Here is a 19208-nt window from a genome sequence, read left to right on the forward strand (position 1 = left end):
AGCTCTTTCCATGATGAATCTCGCGGAATACCGCCGATCGAGCACGCGGCTTGCCGATTTCCTGCCTTGGGTGGCCCTGGTCGACGCGGGCATCGTCCTGAACAAGGACGGCTCATTCCAGCGAACGGCCAGATTCCGCGGACCAGACCTCGACAGTGCCGTTCCGGCCGAGCTCGTGGCCGTGGCCGGTCGTCTCAACAACGCTCTGCGCCGCCTGGGATCCGGCTGGGCCGTCTTCGTGGAGGCGCAGCGCCATTCCGCAGGAGCGTATCCGCCCAACGCTTTTCCGGACGTCGCATCCGCGCTGGTTGATGCCGAGCGCCGGGCGCAGTTCGAGGAAGAGGGCGCCCATTACGACTCGAGCTATTATCTGACTTTCGCTTACCTGCCGCCGGCCGAGGATGCGGCCAGGGCGGAGCGGCTTCTTTATGAAGGCAGCAGTCGCACGCCAAGTGCCGACGCGCGCGAGGTGCTCAGCGGCTTTGTCGACCGAACCGACCGCGTGCTGCAGCTTGTCGAGGGCTTTATGCCTGAATGCGCCTGGCTCGACGACGAGGAGACGCTGACTTACCTGCATTCGACGATCTCGACCAAACGGCATCGGGTTCGTGTGCCCGAGATCCCCATGTATCTCGACGCGCTGCTCGCTGACCAGCCGTTGACCGGCGGTCTCGAGCCGATGTTGGGCACAGCGTACCTGCGCGTTCTGACCGTCGTCGGATTTCCGACAGCGACCACGCCCGGAATTCTCGACGACCTCAATCGTCTCGCTTTCCCGTACCGCTGGTCGACCCGGGCGATCATGCTCGACAAAACGGATGCCACAAAGCTCCTGACGAAAATCCGGCGCCAGTGGTTCGCCAAGCGGAAGTCAATCGCCGCGATCCTGAAGGAGGTGATGACCAACGAGGCATCCACGCTTCTCGATACCGACGCTCACAACAAGGCGATGGATGCGGACGCGGCCCTTCAGGAGCTTGGTTCGGACCAGATCGGAGAGGCCTTCGTGACGGCGAGCGTTACCGTTTGGGGCCGGGATGCGCGCTCGGCCGACGAGAGATTGCGACTCGTCGAGAAGGTCATTCAGGGGCGCGACTTCACTTGCATGATCGAGACGGTGAACGCCATCGAAGCGTGGCTCGGCAGCCTGCCTGGACAGGTATATGCCAACGTCCGGCAGCCGCCCCTCTCGACCCTCAACCTTGCTCACATGATTCCGCTGTCGGCCGTATGGTCCGGAGAGGCGCGGGATCAGCATTTCAAGGCTCCACCCCTGCTTTTTGGCAAGACAGAAGGATCAACTCCGTTCCGTTTCGCGCTTCACGTCGGCGACGTCGGACACACGCTTGTGGTTGGCCCGACCGGTGCCGGCAAGTCGGTCCTGCTGGCGCTGATGGCGCTCCAGTTCCGCCGCTATCCCCAGTCTCAGGTCTTCGCCTTTGATTTTGGAGGCTCAATCCGGGCGGCAGCCCTCGCTATGGGCGGCGATTGGCACGATCTCGGCGGCGCGCTGTCGCAAGATGCGTCCGAGCCGGTCGCGTTGCAGCCATTGGCCTGGATCGACGACACGGCGGAACGGGCCTGGGCCACGGACTGGGTTGCCTCGATCCTTGCCCGCGAGAAGATCGAGATCACGCCGGAGGCGAAGGATCATTTATGGTCCGCGCTGACCTCCCTTGCGTCAGCGCGCCTCCCGGAGCGGACCCTGACAGGGCTGTCCGTTCTGCTCCAGTCGACGACCCTGAAACGCGCTTTGCAACCCTATTGCCTCGGTGGGCCCTATGGGCGGCTGCTCGATGCAGAATTCGAACGAATTGGCGAGGGGTCGGTCCAGGCGTTCGAGACCGAAGGACTGATTGGAACGGACGCGGCGCCCGCGGTGCTGGCCTATCTGTTCCACCGCATTGGCGACCGCCTCGATGGCAGGCCGACGCTCATGATCGTCGACGAAGGCTGGCTTGCGCTTGATGACGCGGATTTTGCCGGCCAGCTCCGCGAATGGTTGAAGACGCTGCGCAAGAAGAACGCGTCTGTGGTTTTCGCCACACAGTCTTTGTCGGACATCGATGGATCCGACATCGCTCCTGCCATCATCGAGAGCTGTCCGACTCGATTGCTTCTGCCGAACGAGCGTGCGATCGAGCCTCAGATCACCGCGATCTATCGCCGTTTTGGGCTCAACGATCGCCAGATCGAGCTCTTGAGCCGCGCGACGCCGAAACGGGACTACTACTGCCAATCCCGTCGCGGCAACCGCATGTTCGAGCTCGGGCTCGGTGAAGTCGCACTCGCCTTTGCGGCTGCATCATCCAAGACAGACCAGGCCGCAATCGACCGACTGGTTACAGAGCACGGCCGCGAGGCCTTTGTACCTGCTTGGCTCCAGCACCGCGGAGCCGGTTGGGCCGTGGACCTCATTCCCAATCTTGGCAATCTGGAGAAGTCGCAATGAGCCGTCGTCGTCTCGGTCTGGCGATCAGCATCGTTGCTGCCTCGCTTCTGGCAGCCGTGCCTAGCAGGGCGCAATGGATCGTCTTTGATCCCAACAACTACGTCCAGAATGTCCTGACCGCAGCACGAGAGCTGCAGCAGATCAACAATCAGATCACCTCGTTGCAGAACGAGGCGCAAATGTTGATCAACCAGGCGAAGAACCTGGCAAGCCTGCCATATTCCTCGCTGCAGCAGCTCCAGAGCTCGATTCAACGCACCCAGCAGCTTCTCAGCCAGGCCCAGCGCATCGGCTATGACGTGCAGCAGATCGATCGGGCCTTCGCCACCAGCTACGGACCAGCAACCAGCAGCCAATCCGATTCAGCGTTGATCGCAGGTGCGCAATCGCGCTGGCAGGACTCGGTCGTGGGATTTCAGGACGCACTTCGTGTGCAAGCCGGCGTTGTCGGAAATCTCGACACAAACCGCATTCAGACCTCAGCACTGGTGAGCTCAAGCCAGGGTGCAAGCGGCGCCCTGCAGGCCACGCAAGCCGGGAACCAGATCCTCGCACTCCAGGCGCAGCAGCTCGCCGACTTGACGGCTGCCGTGGCGGCCCAAGGCAGGGCTCAATCGCTCGAATCTGCACGACGCGCCGCTGCTCAGGACCAAGGTCGCGAGCAGCTTCGGCGCTTTCTGACGAGCGGTCAGGGTTATCAATCCTCCAACGTGCAGATGTTTCATTGATGAGCGATCAAAAGGCATTCCAAGCATTGTCGCTCGCCATCACGGTGATTGGCGGAGCGGCACTCATCGTCGCATGCACGATCCAGCTACGCGGTCCGGACAGAGTCACGGGTCCGAAGCCATCGAGCACAACAGCCAGCGGCACAATGGAATCCGACCTCACCCGCTGCCGCACCGTGACGTCAGAGCATTCTGCGGCATATCAGGATTGCCAAAGGATCTGGGCCGAGAACCGGCGCCGATTCTTCGGCCAAGGGGTGAGCTCGACCGGTCCCGCTGTCAACGATCGAGCCAGCTCGCCGTTGCTGTCAGCGCCGAAAGATCAGAGCCGAATGCCTCAAGGCGATCCCTCCGTCGCGTCACCCGCGGGAGGTGATCAATGACGGGCACAGGAATTATCGATCAGTTCCTCGAGACCTTCACCCGCTACATCGACAATGGCTTTGGGCTTCTTGGCGGCGAGGTCGGTTATCTTGCGACAACGCTGGCTGCGATCGATATCACCCTGGCCGCCCTGTTCTGGAGCTGGGGCACGGATGAGGACATTGTCGCGCGGCTCGTCAAGAAAACCCTGTTCGTCGGTGTCTTCGCCTACCTGATCGGCAATTGGAATAATCTCGCCCGCATCGTCTTCGAAAGCTTCGCCGGTCTCGGATTGAAGGCCTCAGGTACGGGCCTTTCGGCAGGCGATTTCGTTCACCCTGGAAAAATTGCTCAAGTCGGGCTCGATGCCGGCCGGCCGATCCTGGATTCGATCTCAAACCTGATGGGCTACATCAGCTTTTTTGAGAACTTTGTCCAGATCGTGGTCCTGCTGTTCGCCTGGGCCGTCGTCCTGCTCGCCTTCTTCATTCTGGCGATCCAGCTCTTCGTCACACTGATCGAGTTCAAGCTAACGACGCTGGCGGGGTTCGTGCTGCTTCCGTTCGGCCTGTTCGGCAAGACGGCGTTTGCGGCCGAACGCGTCCTTGGCAATGTCGTGTCGTCCGGCATCAAGGTGCTGGTGCTGGCCGTGATCGTCGGTATCGGCTCGACCTTGTTTTCCCAGTTCACCGCCGGCTTCAATGGCGGTCAGCCGACGATCGAAGATGCCATGACTCTGGTCTTGGCCGCATTGTCGCTTCTGGGTCTTGGAATCTTTGGACCCGGAATCGCGAACGGTCTGGTATCCGGTGGTCCGCAACTCGGAGCGGGTAGCGCGGTCGGTACGGGACTTGCGGCCGGCGGGATGGCGGCAGCAGGAGCCGGTCTGGCTGCCGGCGGTGTCGGCCTCGCCGGCGGAGCGATCGCAGGTGCGGCGCGGGGCGGCAGCGCGATCGCAAGCGGCGCGGCGGCCGCGTACCGGAGCGGCGGCATAGGTGGTGTTGCCGAGGCAGCTGCTTCAGCTTCTGTCAGTCCGCTCCGCAGAGCCTCCGCGGCGATCCACAGCGGCAGCCGGTCCACCAGCACGACCTCTGCCAGCTCGGGCGAAGGTCCGCCGGATTGGGCGCAGCGCATGAAGCGCGCGCAGACAATCAGCCATGGAGTTTCGGCGGCAACTCATGCCGTCCGGTCGGGAGATCATGGTGGAAGTGGCAGTTCGATCGATCTGTCTGACGGAGGGCGCTAGATGTCAAAGTGCCCGTTCGCTGAGAAGCCGCGCGAATACGCCCACAGGACTGACCAGCCAAGTTCAAGCGCGCGCCCTGGTCGGCGAACCTGGCATAGTACGGCTTGGCAAGCTCTGGTGCTGGTTTCTCAAGCACTCTCGTTGAGCCTTACGCCTGGGCTTCTCTGGCAGGCCATGCATGACCAGACGGCGTCCGTGAGAGCGTCACTGCACGAGACGCAACAAGTGTTCGAGATGTCGGCGATGCAAGATCGACCGGACGCTTTCCTTACGCTGCCTCTCGTGCATTTGCTGCCTGACCTCCGGGGTTTGAGCTCAAGCGTTCGCAGACGGCAATGCAGGGCCTGCCGTGTCTCGCGCTGCCTTTGCGTGTTCAGACACCTCGTGCGCGTCGAGCAAGCGACGTGATTGCGACCCTCCGCACTGGCCGCCTGGCGATCGAGCAAAATGTAAATCTCAATTCCGTTTCTTGGGGAAATGACTGATGTTCAAGAGGTCTTCGGTTCACTACGGGCGAGCGCCCGCGCCGGTGACGCCCTACCAGAAGGCGGCGCAAGCGTGGGACGAGCGCATCGGCTCGGCACGTGTGCAGGCCAGAAATTGGCGGCTGATGGCATTCAGCTGTCTGACGCTCTCGTGCGGCCTCGCAGGAGGGCTGGTCTGGCAATCAACGCAAGGAACAATCACGCCGTGGGTCGTCGAGCTCGATCGTCTCGGCCAGGCGCAAAGAATAGCGCCCGCGACCTCCGATTTCGAACCCAGCGATGCTCAGATTGCCTATCACTTGGCTCGCTTTATCGAGGACGTCCGCGGTCTGCCGGCAGACGGCATTGTCCTGCGCCAGAACTGGCTCAGGGCGTACGACTTCACCACCGACCGCGGGGCCGCCGCCCTGAACGAATACGCCAGGAGCAATGATCCATTCTCAAGGCTCGGAAAGACGCAAGTCTCAGTCGAAGTCTCGAGCGTGATCCGCGCCTCAACGGAAAGCTTCCGCGTCGCCTGGGTTGAGCGCGGCTACGAGAACGGATCGCTTGGTTCAACGGAGCGCTGGACCGCCATTCTGACGATCGTCATCCAGGCCCCTCGCGATGCCGATCGGCTGCGCAAGAATCCTCTCGGCATCTACGTCAATGCAATCAGCTGGTCGAAGGAGCTCGGGCAATGAAGCCGCAATCCTCTCAACGCGTGACCGACATCTCTCCAGGGTTATCGGGCAGGGCGGCCGTTTCAGTGCTCGCGGTTCTGGCGTGCATGCTTGGCGCCTGCTCGACCTATATTCCGCCCCAAATCACCTATGACTCCGAAGTGCCGCCACTGCCGCCGCTACCGGCCGATGTCGATGATCGGAGCCGTCCACTTCACGTCCCGCCCGCCTGGAAGCCGGCGCTCGGCGGCAAATCGGGGGCAAAGGAGGAAGCCGAGCCGGTCGACAGGGTCGACGCGGCCAATAGCGCAGCTCGCGTCCAGCCACGCAAACGCGGGTATTTCAATGCCGCGCAGATCTACAGCTTCAGTTCCGGTGCCCTGTACCAGGTCTACGCAGCGCCGGGTCAAATCACGGACATCGCGCTGGAGGAGGGCGAACAGCTGGTCGGGTCCGGCCCGATCGCGGCCGGTGACACGGTGCGTTGGGTCGTCGGGGATACCGAGAACGGAAACGGGGACACCCGCCGCGTCCATGTCCTGGTGAAGCCGACGCGCGCGTCGATCGAGACGAACCTCGTCATCAACACGGATCGGCGCACCTATCTGATTGAGCTTCGCTCGCGCGAAAAGCCCTACATGCCATTGGTTGCGTGGTACTACCCGCAAGATCGGCAGGGGAAAAGACAATCGGCACCTTTGACACCTGCTTTGCCGGACATCACGCAGCGCCGGTTCCGTTACCGAATCGAAGGTGACAACGCTCCCTGGCGACCTATTGCGGCCTACGATGATGGTCGCAAGGTCTACATCGAATTCCCGCAAGGCATCGTACAGGGCGAAATGCCGCCCATGTTTGCCCTCGGTCCTGACGGCAAGACCGAGATCGTCAACTATCGGGCCTATGGCAATCTGCTGATTGTCGATCGGCTGTTCGCAGCCGCCGAACTCCGCCTGGGCGGAGAACACCAGCAGAAGGTCAGAATTGTCCGGACCGACGGGAGCTCGACATGACCGACCGTCAGGATGAAGAACAACCGGCCGGCACGCAGCAGCCGCCTCAGGAGCAGACAGAGCCGTTTCGGCTCCGGCCAGAATACCCGCGCGTGACTCGCCTTTCGCGCAAGGTCCTGTTGACCGGAAGCTCGCTAGCAGTATTCCTTGTTGCTGGTGCGACCTTCTGGGCGCTGCAGAAAAATCAGGCACGCGGTCCCAGGCCAGAAGAGCTCTACAGCACTGATCATCACAACGTTGCGGAGAGTATCACTGCGCTTCCGCAGGATTACACCATGGTGCCACGCCAGGTGCCGCAGTTGGGCCCGCCGCTTCCAGGCGATCTTGGCCGCCCGATCCTCGCTGCTCAGGGGCAGCCGGCTGGTACCGCGGCAGGTTCGGCTGATCAGGAGCGGCAGCGGGAGAACCAGGAGGCAGAGGCGGCGCGCATCAGCCGTCTGTTTGCCTCCACGAATACCCGAGAGGCCTCAAATCCGATAGGCGTCGGGCAAGCAGTTGATCGCGCGAACGTGGCTGCACCGACGCTCAACAACGAGGAGGGATCTGCGCAGAATGCGCAGGACCGGAAGCTTGCTTTTGTGAATGCTGCCGTGGACAGGCGTACCACGAGTCCGGATCGGATCACGAAAGCTGCTTCACCTTATGTGGTGCAGGCAGGAACGGTCATTCCCGGAGCTCTGATCACGGGCATCCGCTCCGACCTGCCGGGACAGATCACGGCTCAAGTCACCGAGCACGTGTATGACTCGCCGACGGGGCGCTTCCTGCTAATTCCGCAGGGTACGCGTCTCATAGGGGTCTATGACAGCCAGATCAGCTTCGGCCAGTCACGCGTGTTGCTTGTCTGGACGCGGCTGATCATGCCCAACGGGCGCTCCATTGTCCTCGAGCGGCAACCCGGTGCGGATCCGTCAGGGTATGCAGGGCTTGAAGACGAGATCGACAACCACTGGGGTGAACTCGTCAAGGCAGCAGCCCTCTCAACCTTCCTGGCCGTCGGCACAGAACTGGGAGCTGGCTCCGATACAAACAGCAACGATAGTGCGATCATTCAGGCGTTGCGACATGGCGCATCGGATTCGCTCAACCAAACCGGACAGCAAGTGGTTCGGCGCAGTCTCAACATCCAGCCCACACTCACTGTTCGGCCCGGGTTTCCGATTCGCGTCAACATCAACCGCGATCTCGTTCTGGAGCCATATAAAGGGTGATGCACATGCCAAAACTCAAAATCGGAGCGATCCCAGATGAAAAACCCGTCAAGATCAGTCTTGATCTGCCGGCGCCCGTGCATCGAGATCTAGTTGCCTATGCCGAAACCCTTTCGCGTGAATCGAGCCAATCTGTAGAGCCCGCCAAGCTGATTGCGCCGATGCTGGCACGGTTTATGGCCACCGATCGCGGTTTCAGAAAGCTTAGGCGTTCAAGTCATCCCTCTGCTGTTGAAGGCGGTGAAGGATAGCGTTCGGCCAAGAGATCAAGGAAGCGCGTAAGCGCCGGGTTCTCATTGTCCTTACGCCAGTACGCGTTAAAGCCCATACGGCTTGGTCCAGAACCGTCCTGGATTTCCCGATAGACCACGCCGGTGAAGTTGGCTCCCACGTCAGCTTCAAGGACCAGACTTATTCCAAGCCCCAAGCTAACGAGGCTCTTGATGATGCCTCGGCTTACATCATGCCGCTCGATCTTTGGCCGCCTCTCATTGGCAACCAGCTTTGAAACCAGCAGCTCTTTTAAATCGCTTCCAGGATCACGTTGGCTTAGAAGAACTGTCTCGTCGTGAAGGTCGGTCCAGTGGATAACGTTGCGGGAGAGCAGAGGATGATCCTTTGGAAGCACAATGAGAATGCGTTCGCTCCAAACCGGCAGACTCTTCTGACCGGGTAGCGTACGTCCTCCAGGCACGACGGCGACATCGGTCGTGCCACTGCGAACAGAATCCATCAGACGCGTGCGCGACTGTTCGGCTGTGGTGAGTGCGACCATGGGAGTTCGCTTCCTGAACTCCGCGAGGGTGGCACGTAGATTGCCTGCAGATATTGAGGTGCAGAAACCCACGGAAAGGTGGCCCGCCTCGCCGCGGCCGCTGGAGCGGCCCGTTGCGACCAGTGTGTCGACCTGCTCAAGGATCATTCGCGACATTTGCAGGATCGTTCGCCCGGCCCGCGTTGGTACGACCCCGCCGGTCGAACGGTCAAATAGAGCCACTCCGACCAGGTGCTCAAACTGACTGATCGAGCGACTGAGCACCGAATGCTGCACGGCCAGGCATTCGGCCGCCTGTCGAAAGCTTCCGCAGTCCGCCGCGGCGACCGCCGATCGCAAATGATGAAGACTGATATTGGTTGATTGCACAGGGCGAGACATGTCTCTTGAGATCGCGGCCGGCAATTTTGGGGAGGTTGAGGGGTTGAACATGCGAGATCTCTACGCAGCTTTCAGCGCCGGTTCCCAGAGCACAGGTGAGCGAAGTGTTCCGGTGTCGCGGACCCGGGATAGTGCGGCCGCGGAAATCTCAAGATAACCAGCGACTGCTTGGGTGTTTCCCAATGTCCTTGCCTGGCCTGCCCGTCGCAGGGGCCACCCTGCGCGTCGCAAGATACGCTCCATCCGGGCGTCGGTCACAGTTATAATTTCTGTGAGCCGCCTCGAAAGGCCGAATTCGATCATGCCAGCGAAGAGCTCGTAGGTCGCGCTGGTCAGCCCGCGCATCGTTCCGCGCTCTCCAGCGTCAACGTCCAGCGCAAAACGGCTGCTTTCCCATACCGAAGGATTCGCTTTAAAGGGCTGTCCATCGAGCAGCACAGGGAAGGTATCGCGCAACATCGTCGGTCCGGTAGATGGAAGCAGTCGCACGCAGCCCTGAACGCTATAATTGCTCGATCGCTGAATCAGGTAGACGGGACCGAGTGCATCGAATTCATCGATTTCCATGTCCCCGCTGGTCTGAACGTCCCATGCGAGTCGTTCCTTGAAAACCCTGTATCTAAGTCGGTGCATCTCACAAAGGTCTTCAGCAAAGGCTCCATAGAACTCCTGTGTGATGATCTGCATCATTGATTGTGCCTCCAAAGCCGCAGGGCGGGTATTGAAGGGGAATTGCCGGGGATGTGCAGCCTCCTCAGTTAAGGAGGGTGTGATATCGAGATCCGACGCACGTCCGGCAACGACCCGGATTGGCGGGACCGAGCCGCGCGAGCATATTTGATCAGCCTTCGCCCGTAGCGTCGCCGAACATTCTCACAGCACTGTCGACGAGTTTTTGCTGTCGGCCTATATGGAGTGGCTAGAACTCGGGAACGAGACCTAGAGTCTGAGGATACGTTCTAGGAATGACACACACTATGTCAGAAATCTCATGGCGACAGGACGGGGTCGATCCTGGCTGGTTCATCGCTGAGGGCATCGGATCAGTCCGAAGCACGGCCAGCTACGGACGACCAGGAGGCTGGTGGTTCCTCCCTGCCTGGTTGCCTGACACTGTAGAGAACGACATCGGACCATTCAGGACAAAGGCTGCGGCATTAAAAGAAGCCGAACGTTTGGCTGCCGCCCAAGATCAAATCGCCGGGAATTAATCGCGGTTTGGCATCTCGGGGGTGATGCCGGAACATCGTTTATCCTCGTTAGCTCATCTTGGTCGGCGAGCTGATGGGCTCAAGCCGCATGGGCGACGCTCTGAGGGCGCCAATTCCACGGCAGAAGTGCCTAGATGCGCTTGGCGCGATGACCGGGCAGACGGGCCAGATGTTTGCGAGCCAGGCTTGGGGATCGATGTCGTTGAGCTTGGCGGACGCGATGACGGTGTAGATGGCTGCGGCGCGCCGGCCGCCCGCACCTAGGTCTTTCGGCCAGCGGCAACAAAACGCGCGACTGCCTGGATCGTTGATCGAACGCCCAGCTTGGCCCTCGCGTTGTCCAGGTGAAATGCGACCGTATGGTGAGAAATGCCCATGATGCGGCCAATCTCCCAGGAAGATTTTCCCTGGGCGGCCCAATTTAGGCATTCGATCTCCCGCCGAGAAAGCGAGACACCATCAATCTGATCGCAGGCACGCAGCTTACGTTGTGCATGTGCATGGAAAACCGTTGCCATAAAAGGAAGTATACGAGCATGCCGCCGTAGGGAATGTCCGAAGGACGCAGCTCGTTCGTTGGCGGCAAATGTGACCGTGGCAACAGCGACGCCGCTCTCGTGAATCGGAACGGTGAAGCCGCAGCGAATGCCAAATCGGGCGGCCTCCTCGAAAACCTGGCGGGCAGGCTCCGAATGTACTTCTGGTCCGAGACCAAGGCCCCACTCAAAGGCCTTGTCCCGGCGAAGGGATTGGATAATCACGGGGTCGAACCGATGATACTGCTGCTGGACGTAATGCGAAGTCCAACTTGATGGATAGGTCGAAATCAGAAGCGGCTGCGCGTCTGGTCTGGAAGGTAAAGCGAGGTAGGCGAAACAACACAGATCGAGCGCGGCAGCAGTTTCGGCCATCCCCAGCCTAAGGTCGTCGACGTCAGTACTTTCGATGAGTTGATCGATGAAAGCTTGGAAAACGTAACGCATTGTCCTTCTCGCTGCAGGCACTCGAAAAATCACACGTTTGACTTTCGCCTCAATCGGTAAGCTCAGACATAGGGCTCTTACGCCTTATCGCTTCATGCCGCACGGACAACGCCTGGATGCAACCCGGATAACGCGCGATTGCGGTGAAATCTGAGCGCTTGCCTCCAATGATGAGATCAAGTCATACAAGGTCAAGTCGTGCTTGATATCTTGTGATTGTTTTGATGCGGCGGCCCATAGCCGCGCGATCGCAGTGGCAAACAGTTTCCGCTCGACACGAGAATTCGGTCCGGTCATTCGCCACTTACGGCGGCTCATCGACGATTGCCATGTCGGTCTCGTTCGCTTCTTTGAAATCCTGCGTGATTGCACAAAGAATCGCGGAATTTCAGCGCGAGTAAGCCCCACTTTCGCAAGTTTGCACCGCGATTCCCACTAGAAGGGAGGCCGTCCAAGAGGAGATTCCAAATGAAGGTCGGTGTTCCCAAGGAGATCAAGACGCACGAATACCGCGTCGGCCTGACTCCTGGGGCTGTCCGCGAATATGTGGCCGCAGGCCACAGCGTGTTGATCGAGACCACGGCTGGCGCTGGCATCGGCGCAACAGACGACCAGTACCGCAAGGCTGGCGCGACGATTCTCGGGTCCGCTCACGATGTATTCGCATCGAGCGAGATGATCATAAAGGTCAAGGAGCCCCAGCCTTCGGAATGGACCCAGCTGCGAGAGAACCAGATCCTCTTCACATATCTGCATCTGGCGCCGGACCCGGAGCAGGCTAAGGGCCTCATAAAGTCCGGATGTACCGCCATTGCCTACGAGACCGTGACTGGTCCGGCTGGCGGGCTTCCGCTGCTTGCGCCGATGAGCGAAGTTGCGGGCAGGCTTGCGATCGAGGCCGCGGGTGCGGCGCTGAGGCGGTACGCAGGCGGGCGGGGGCTGTTGATCGGCGGCGTGCCCGGTGTGCAGCCGGCCCGTATCGTTGTGATCGGAGGCGGGGTTGTTGGTGCACATGCCGCACGGATGGCGGCGGGACTGGGTGCCGAGGTCACGATCCTCGATCGTTCGATTCCCCGGCTTCGCGAACTGGACGAACTATTCGAGGGGCGCGTTCGCACCAGGTTCTCGACCATAGAAGCCGTCGAGGAGGAAGTCTTTGCAGCGGACGTTGTCATTGGGGCGGTGCTGGTTCCCGGCGCCAGCGCGCCGAAGCTGGTCAGTCGCGGCATGTTGAGCTCGATGCGCAAGGGCTCCGTCATCGTGGACGTAGCTATCGATCAGGGCGGATGCTTCGAGACCTCGCGCCCGACGACGCATGCGGATCCAACCTTCGAGGTGGACGGCGTCATTCATTACTGCGTCGCCAATATGCCCGGAGCTGTCCCGCTCACCTCAAGCCAGGCATTAAACAATGCCACGCTGCCCTTTGGTTTGGCTCTCGCCAACAAGGGATTTGCAGCCGTGCTCGAGAATCCGCATCTGCGCGCAGGCCTCAATGTCTATCGGGGCCGGCTAACTTATAAGGCCGTGGCCGAGAGTCTTGGCCTACCCTTCTCACCGATCGAACAGGCCGCGGCCTGATCCCCAGAGGCTCCTTAGGGGGCGTTTTCCTCCCTCACTTGGGCCACTCCTTCGGAGTGGCCCTTTTTTGAGGGAGGAATGGCACAAGTCTACGCAAGGCAGTGTGACATGTCGTCCGAAGGCAAGACTAGGGTTAACGACCGTGGGGCTAGTGCTCTGTAAAAAAGCGGCGTCCCGTTTCAGGGGACGTTTATGAAGCCTGCGACGCGAGCCATTAATGTGAAGGCAGTTATTAGTGCTGCTGATCCGCTTGAAATTCGTTCCGGCCCGGCCATCCCGCCAATCGAACGAGTTAAAATCTTCTCCGCCACGCAATGGGAAGAGTGCGTCGATGAGTGGGCATCGAGTATGCCAGGCTACAAACTTGTCGAGCGCGCGGGCGGCGCCGGCGACATGGGATGCGACGTCATCGCCACGGTCGATCCGTCCGATAAGAATAGCCCTTGGGACAATTATCAGTGCAAGCACTATGACCATGCGCTAACTCCAAGCGATATATGGCTCGAGCTGGGCTGCTCTTCTACTACACCTTCATAAATGCCTACGCCGTACCGCGTCGCTACTATTTTGTTGCACCGCGAGGTGTCGGCACAAAACTCATGCGCCTGCTAAAGAAGCCCGAAGAGCTGCGCGCTGGATTGATCGCCAATTGGTGTGAGAAGTGCACTACGCAGATTACGAAGACTACCACCGTTCCGCTTGCAGCTGCGCTTCTGGTCTATGTTCAGAATTTTGACTTCGGTCGGGTTGCTCATGTGCCTCCTCTCAAGCTCATCGAGCAACATCGCGGCACGCCGTATTTCGCCGTCCGCTTTGGACTAGGATTGCCAGAAAGGGCTCCGGCGCCTCTGCCACCGGCGCAGATTGCTGCCTCCGAAAGCCGGTATGTCGCGCAGCTGCTTGAGGCCTACGGCGACAATAAGTCCACGATCTTCACGTCGCTCGGCGCATTGCCTTCCGCTGAGGGACGGCATTTTCAGAGGGCGCGCGAGAGCTTCTATTGCGGTGAGGCGCTGCGCAGCTTCTCGCGTGACACGCTGCCGCCGGGCGCATTTGAGAATCTCCAAGACCAAATCCACGACGGCGTAATCGACACTGCGGAGGCGGGCATCCATGCTTGTGGCCTCACGCGCCTTAACGCAACCGTCGAGCACGCCACGAAACTCGATATAACGAGTTCGGCATTGCTTGGGCGCGTTGAGCCGAAGGACAGGCGTGGCATTTGCCATCAGCTGGCAAACGCCGATCGACTGACATGGGTGCCAAAATGATCGATGCCGCACATGGTTCTTCTCCCTTCAACTGCGCGCTGGAAACAGGAGTCCGCGCAATTGCCATTCTTGTCGAGGCTTATCCATCCGCATACGACCTTCAACGCCTTCTGTATTTCGACTATCTGGTTGTTCACTCACAGGATGCAGACGGCCCTGCAAGCCTTCATCCCAACACGCCGCTTCGAAACGGAGAACTCCTGGTGCGTCGCGGCATCATTGAACGAGGTCTTCTTCTTCTTGTCGGACGCAGCTTGGTCGAAAGGCGCGCCGATGCTGAGGGCTTCGCCTATTGTGCCACCGACGACGCCGCGCCATTTCTCGATTGCCTTCAGTCGAGCTATAGCCAGTCCCTTCGGGAACGCGCGGTATGGGCGGTAGATCATTTCGGTCCGCTAGACGATGACGAGCTAAAGAGCTATTTCGATGCTCGCTTCGAGCGCTGGACGCGAGAATTCCAAGCTATGAAACTTCCCCCGGAGCGATTGCTATGAATGGCTTTCAGTTGCGCGCGCTTCGCGTGACGGGCCCGGGTAAGCGAGACGCCGAAATCACTTTTGGTGCAGGCCTCAACGTCGTTTCCGGCCCATCCGACACTGGCAAGTCCTATCTTGTCGAAGCAATCGACTTTATGTTGGGTGGCGCCACACCACCTCGCCAGATTCCAGAGAGCGGCGGATATGATCAAGCCCACCTGGCAATCGAAAGCAACGATGGGAAGTCATACGTCCTCACACGTGCATTGCAGGGCGGCGATTTCGTGCTTAGCCAGCCGTCGACTCCGGGCGTCGAGCACGTAACACTCGCTGCGCGACACTCCGCCACGGATCCGAACAACATCAGCACGTTCCTCGTCGGGTTTGTTGAACTCGATGGGAAGCGCCTGCGGAAGAACGTCAACAACGAACTTCAGAACCTAAGCTTCCGAAATCTGGCTCCCCTGGTCATTGTTGACGAAGAGAGTATTATCAAGAAGAGCTCACCCGTTTTCACCGGAGAGTCCACGCAGCGAACGGCACAGGCCAGTGTATTGAAGTTGCTTCTCACTGGCCTAGATGACAGTGCGCTGGTCGCCACAAAGAAGCGGGCTATCGTAAAGGCGGAGATTGAGGGACAAATCGCCGTCCTCGATCAATTAATCGCCGACTTCGAAGCAGAACTGAACGACCATACTGACGATCCGAGCGGCCTCGCAGCTCAGGACCAGCGCCTCGAAGCCGCAATCTTGGCCAGCGAAAGAGCACTCGCGACCGAACGATCTGCATTTCAGGAGCAAGAACGTGCGCGCCGCGAGGCCTGGGCAACGCGAGAACGAATTGAAATCCGAGAAAGCGAAATCGATGGCCTCGATGAGCGCTTCGCTCTACTCGATCAAAGCTACTCGTCCGATCTCAACCGTCTCAATGCGATTGCAGAAGCCGGTCAGCACTTCGTCGCCTTGGCCGCAGGAACATGCCCACTGTGCGGCGCTCCTGCCGGAGACCACCGTCACGAGGGAGTGCCGCACGATGGCGACATCGAGCGCCTGCGAATAGCTTGCGCGAGCGAGATCACAAAGATCAATCAGCTCAGACTCGAACTAGGCGAGGCAACTTCCGACATAAGACGAGAACGGGAGACCCTGCGCGCAGACGCGCATACGGCGCGAGCGTCATTCCTCGCAGCGGAAGAAATCGTACGGGACACATTAACGCCGGCATTATCTGTGGCACGGCAGCATTACGACGAACTGCTAACCACGCGAGCCCGAGTTCGCCACGCAATCGGCCTTGCTGATCGGCTCAATGCACTTCGACTGAGAAAGTCGGATGCGGAGGCAGCTCTAAGCACCGCTGGGAAGACAAACGAAGAGAGCCCTGGCCTGCCAGCGGCGTCTGTCCAAGCGCTGAGTGTTGCGGTCGAAATGCTGCTCGAGGCGTGGCACTTCCCGTACGAGAAACCGGTCTACTATGAAGAGAAGAACTACGATCTGGTACTCGGTAGTCGACGCCGTGGTGAGCAAGGCAAGGGCCTGCGCGCACTTACACATGCTGCGTTCACGATCGGCTTGCAGCTCGCAATCAAGACAATGAAGCGAAAGCCAACCGGTTTTGTCGTGCTCGACTCACCGCTCGTGACCTTTCGCGAGGCAGACCATGAAGATGACCTCGCCCCAGATCAGAAGATCCATGTGAAGCAGGCATTTTACAAAGACTTGACGACGCGTTCCGCGAATTTTCAAATAATAATTGTCGAGAACGAGGATCCCACCGCCGATCTTCTAGCGAATATGACGACACATTTTTTCACGAAGCAGGCGACCAACGGCCGCTACGGCTTCTTTCCGATCTAGCAGCTTCGAGCGCATCAAGATCGATGCATCGGGATGCCAACAAATCCTGACGTGATTTTTGCTCATGCAAATGAAGACGGCCCTCATAGCGCAAGAAAATCCCACCCTCGAATCCGCGGCTGAACCCGCGCGAGCCGAAGGACCGTGGAGCGACTTGGCGCTGCACAGCATCGGCTGGAAAGCATTCCAGGATCTGTGTTCACAGGTATGCGAAGAGGTAGGCAAAGGCTTCCTTGTCCGTCATAAGGCTCTCCTAACGTCCTATTCCTCACCGCCCTCCCGGCCACCACACTGCGGCCGGATTGGCCGCACTAGTCTTATTCGGTAGCAGCGCCACGAACGCGCCCCGCTTATGCAGATAGCGGACATAGGTGGACCGCCGTCAATAGGGCAGGTTGTGACCCCATGCGGACTTTGGCTATTGCCTTCAACCACGAGTCGCGGTTGATTGCTACAACACCACCATACTGCGGAACCCATGGCAAAGAACGATAGCATCCTCATTGACGGCATCATCGCCCAGAGATTGGCAGACAAGAAGCCCTCCAACGATGTAGGCGAGGTTTTTGAGTATTTCTGCTTTGAGCAAATCCTGAAGCAATACGACTTATCAGACGAAGAGCTGGAAGCGGGCTGGGTGGACGGCCAGTATGATGGCGGCATCGACGGCTTCTTCATTTTCGTCAATGGCCATCTGGTCTCCGATACGACCGCAGCGTGGCCCCGGTCCAATGCGCAAGTCGATGTCGTCGTGATTAGCTGCAAGCATCACGATACATTCAAAGAGCAGACCTTGAACAACATGCTGGCGACCATCCAGGAGCTGTTCGATCTTTCGATTGGTGCAACAAACTTCAAGGGTAAATATTCGGCCGAGCTATTGAAGGCGCGCAGCTTGTTGGCTCGCACCTATGAGAAGCTCGCAATAACGAATCCCAAAATCATTCTCAATTTTGTATATGGTTCGCGAGGTGACACCGGCACTATCGGCGAAAGTGTCAGCGCTCGCGCGGAGCAAATACGTCACCTCGCGGCCAGCTTCTTCAGCGACACCGTCGCAACCTTCACGTTCATGGGTTCGACTGAACTGATAGAGCGATACCGACAAGTCAAACAATTCACATTAGAGCTGCCGTTTCAAGATCATCTGGCGGGGCCGGCCGGTGGTTATATCTTGATTGCCAAGCTTATCGATTACTACAATTTCATCTGTGATGCGCAGGGTAATCTCAGGCGGTATTTGTTCGATTCCAATGTCCGCGACTATTTGGGAGAGAACAAGGTCAACCTCGACATCGCGGCCTCGCTCGACGACGAGAATGGACCTGACTTTCTCTGGCTGAACAATGGGGTGACCATCTTAGCCACCAATGCGGTCATACGCGGGGGCAAGAACATGATGATGCAAGACATCCAGGTTGTTAACGGTCTGCAGACGACCGAGTCTATATATCGACACTTTCGCTCTGGCTCGAGCCGATCAGCTGACAGGAGCGTGTCTATAAAGATAATCGTCTCCGGCGAGGAGCAGTTACGCGATCAAATCATCCGCGCGACGAATAATCAAAGCGCCATCGAACAGGCCGCCCTGCACGCGACGGACAAGATTCAAAGAGACATTGAACAAATTCTCGAACGACACGACTTCTACTATGAGCGTCGCAAAAACGACTACAGGAACATCGGAAAGCCGCCGGAGAGATTTGTAACTCCAATGTACGTTGCCGCAGGATACGTGGCGATCATCATGAAGCAGCCTGCACGAGCGGCACGGCTTAAATCACGCTTCATGCGAAATCAAGAACGCTACGAACAGGTGTTTTCGGAGAGCGCGCCAATCGAAATGTGGCCTCGTCTCGTGCTACTTTTGAAGGCTGCCGAGCGTGAGATGCTCGGGGCGCGAGAAGGCTGGGGCGAACGCGCGCTGAGAAGTTGGCGCGGGCTCATCGCCTTGTTGTACGTCTCCAAGATAATTGGTCGGTTCAGTTTCTCTGCATCTGAGTTCTGCAAAAAGATCGACCTGGACAAAATCGATCATGGCCTGATGGACGTATGCTTCCGCTTTGTCGAGCAACGACGATTAAGCTCGCTTCGTCAGGAGCCGAGCGCAGCGTTCTGCAAGGATGTTTGCAAAGAGTTCGGAGCTCTGCATTCGCTGCCGGGCATCGAGGCTCTAAAACACGATGAGTCGAGCTGGGGCTTCAGAGAAGCACAGCGGAATGACACTTCCCGGCTATCGGATGAATTTGTCGATCAAGTAGACACTTTAGTGCCTACCCAGCCGTGGTCGAAGAATATTCACCTTGAATTGGCCGCTAAGCTGGAGGTGTCCGGCTATAGGGTTCAACGAGCGATTACACAACTGGTGGATTCTGGACGCCGCAAGAAGCAAGTGAACGGCATCTTGTACGATGCGGCCGGATCTCCCATCACAGGTGAAACTACCGCTGCATCCCTCGCATCCGACCACCCGGACAATGAAAAAAAGGAAAAATGACCGCTTGTGACCCTGGC

General features: G+C 58.9%; 17 protein-coding genes and 1 pseudogene. 14 read left to right on the forward strand and 4 right to left on the reverse strand.

All coding sequences use genetic code 11. The features are described from left to right. Positions 1-10: 10 nt before the first annotated feature. The 8 genes from trbE to RAD15_RS09425 all read left to right on the forward strand — a co-directional run bounded on the left by trbE (position 11) and on the right by RAD15_RS09425 (position 8411). Complete coding sequence (gene trbE / locus RAD15_RS09390) at positions 11-2452, forward strand: conjugal transfer protein TrbE (RefSeq protein WP_458176782.1); 2442 nt, start codon at positions 11-13, stop codon at positions 2450-2452. Then, the gene (trbJ, locus tag RAD15_RS09395; protein WP_458176560.1) at positions 2449-3180 is read left to right on the forward strand and encodes a P-type conjugative transfer protein TrbJ; all 732 of its coding nucleotides are present in this window, start codon (positions 2449-2451) and stop codon (positions 3178-3180) included. The genes trbE and trbJ overlap by 4 nt, the downstream gene beginning before the upstream one ends. Continuing rightward, a complete protein-coding gene (gene trbK-alt, locus RAD15_RS09400) occupies positions 3180-3563 on the forward strand; it encodes a putative entry exclusion protein TrbK-alt (RefSeq protein ID WP_458176562.1) in 384 nt (127 codons plus the stop codon). The genes trbJ and trbK-alt overlap by 1 nt, the downstream gene beginning before the upstream one ends. Next, positions 3560-4789 (forward strand): P-type conjugative transfer protein TrbL, encoded by a 1230-nt coding sequence (gene trbL / locus RAD15_RS09405; protein WP_426420811.1) that lies wholly within the window; start codon positions 3560-3562, stop codon positions 4787-4789. The genes trbK-alt and trbL overlap by 4 nt, the downstream gene beginning before the upstream one ends. A gap of 484 nt (positions 4790-5273) precedes the next feature. Beyond that, positions 5274-5957 (forward strand): conjugal transfer protein TrbF, encoded by a 684-nt coding sequence (gene trbF, locus RAD15_RS09410; protein WP_458176565.1) that lies wholly within the window; start codon positions 5274-5276, stop codon positions 5955-5957. Positions 5958-6043: 86 nt separating this feature from the next. Continuing rightward, the gene (gene trbG, locus RAD15_RS09415; protein WP_458176784.1) at positions 6044-6949 is read left to right on the forward strand and encodes a P-type conjugative transfer protein TrbG; all 906 of its coding nucleotides are present in this window, start codon (positions 6044-6046) and stop codon (positions 6947-6949) included. Continuing rightward, positions 6946-8160: a TrbI/VirB10 family protein gene (locus tag RAD15_RS09420; protein ID WP_458176567.1), complete on the forward strand. Its 1215-nt coding sequence runs from the start codon at positions 6946-6948 to the stop codon at positions 8158-8160. The genes trbG and RAD15_RS09420 overlap by 4 nt, the downstream gene beginning before the upstream one ends. Positions 8161-8165: 5 nt before the next feature. Continuing rightward, positions 8166-8411, forward strand: a complete 246-nt coding sequence (locus tag RAD15_RS09425; RefSeq protein ID WP_375859685.1) for a DUF2274 domain-containing protein — start codon at positions 8166-8168, stop codon at positions 8409-8411. On the opposite strand, the gene RAD15_RS09430 is transcribed toward RAD15_RS09425, so the two are convergent. The 4 genes and pseudogenes from RAD15_RS09430 to RAD15_RS09445 all read right to left on the reverse strand — a co-directional run bounded on the left by RAD15_RS09430 (position 8378) and on the right by RAD15_RS09445 (position 11510). Then, positions 8378-9367, reverse strand: coding sequence for a LysR family transcriptional regulator (locus tag RAD15_RS09430; protein ID WP_375859686.1), 990 nt, complete (start codon positions 9365-9367; stop codon positions 8378-8380). The two genes, RAD15_RS09425 and RAD15_RS09430, sit on opposite strands and share 34 nt — an antisense overlap. Positions 9368-9376: 9 nt before the next feature. Continuing rightward, positions 9377-10006 (reverse strand): acyl-homoserine-lactone synthase, encoded by a 630-nt coding sequence (locus RAD15_RS09435; RefSeq protein ID WP_458176569.1) that lies wholly within the window; start codon positions 10004-10006, stop codon positions 9377-9379. A gap of 651 nt (positions 10007-10657) precedes the next feature. Continuing rightward, positions 10658-10782 (reverse strand): annotated as a pseudogene (locus RAD15_RS09440) (transposase domain-containing protein); the annotation flags it as partial. A gap of 5 nt (positions 10783-10787) precedes the next feature. Next, complete coding sequence (locus RAD15_RS09445; RefSeq protein ID WP_458176571.1) at positions 10788-11510, reverse strand: LuxR family transcriptional regulator; 723 nt, start codon at positions 11508-11510, stop codon at positions 10788-10790. Between the two features lie 468 nt (positions 11511-11978). On the opposite strand from RAD15_RS09445, the gene ald reads away from it, so the two are divergent. From ald to RAD15_RS09475, 6 genes are all read left to right on the forward strand, one after another. Then, positions 11979-13091, forward strand: a complete 1113-nt coding sequence (gene ald, locus RAD15_RS09450) for an alanine dehydrogenase (RefSeq protein WP_270163308.1) — start codon at positions 11979-11981, stop codon at positions 13089-13091. Between the two features lie 192 nt (positions 13092-13283). Then, positions 13284-13628, forward strand: coding sequence for a hypothetical protein (locus RAD15_RS09455; protein ID WP_458176582.1), 345 nt, complete (start codon positions 13284-13286; stop codon positions 13626-13628). A gap of 62 nt (positions 13629-13690) precedes the next feature. Then, positions 13691-14362, forward strand: coding sequence for an ABC-three component system protein (locus tag RAD15_RS09460; RefSeq protein ID WP_458176584.1), 672 nt, complete (start codon positions 13691-13693; stop codon positions 14360-14362). Further along, positions 14359-14856, forward strand: a complete 498-nt coding sequence (locus tag RAD15_RS09465; RefSeq protein WP_458176585.1) for an ABC-three component system middle component 2 — start codon at positions 14359-14361, stop codon at positions 14854-14856. The genes RAD15_RS09460 and RAD15_RS09465 overlap by 4 nt, the downstream gene beginning before the upstream one ends. After that, entirely contained in the window at positions 14853-16694 is a 1842-nt protein-coding gene (locus RAD15_RS09470; protein ID WP_458176587.1) for an AAA family ATPase, read from the forward strand. The genes RAD15_RS09465 and RAD15_RS09470 overlap by 4 nt, the downstream gene beginning before the upstream one ends. Positions 16695-17172: 478 nt before the next feature. Further along, a complete protein-coding gene (locus tag RAD15_RS09475) occupies positions 17173-19191 on the forward strand; it encodes an AIPR family protein (RefSeq protein ID WP_458176589.1) in 2019 nt (672 codons plus the stop codon). The last annotated feature ends 17 nt before the right edge of the window (positions 19192-19208 follow it).

This window comes from Bradyrhizobium sp. 14AA, assembly GCF_054185205.1.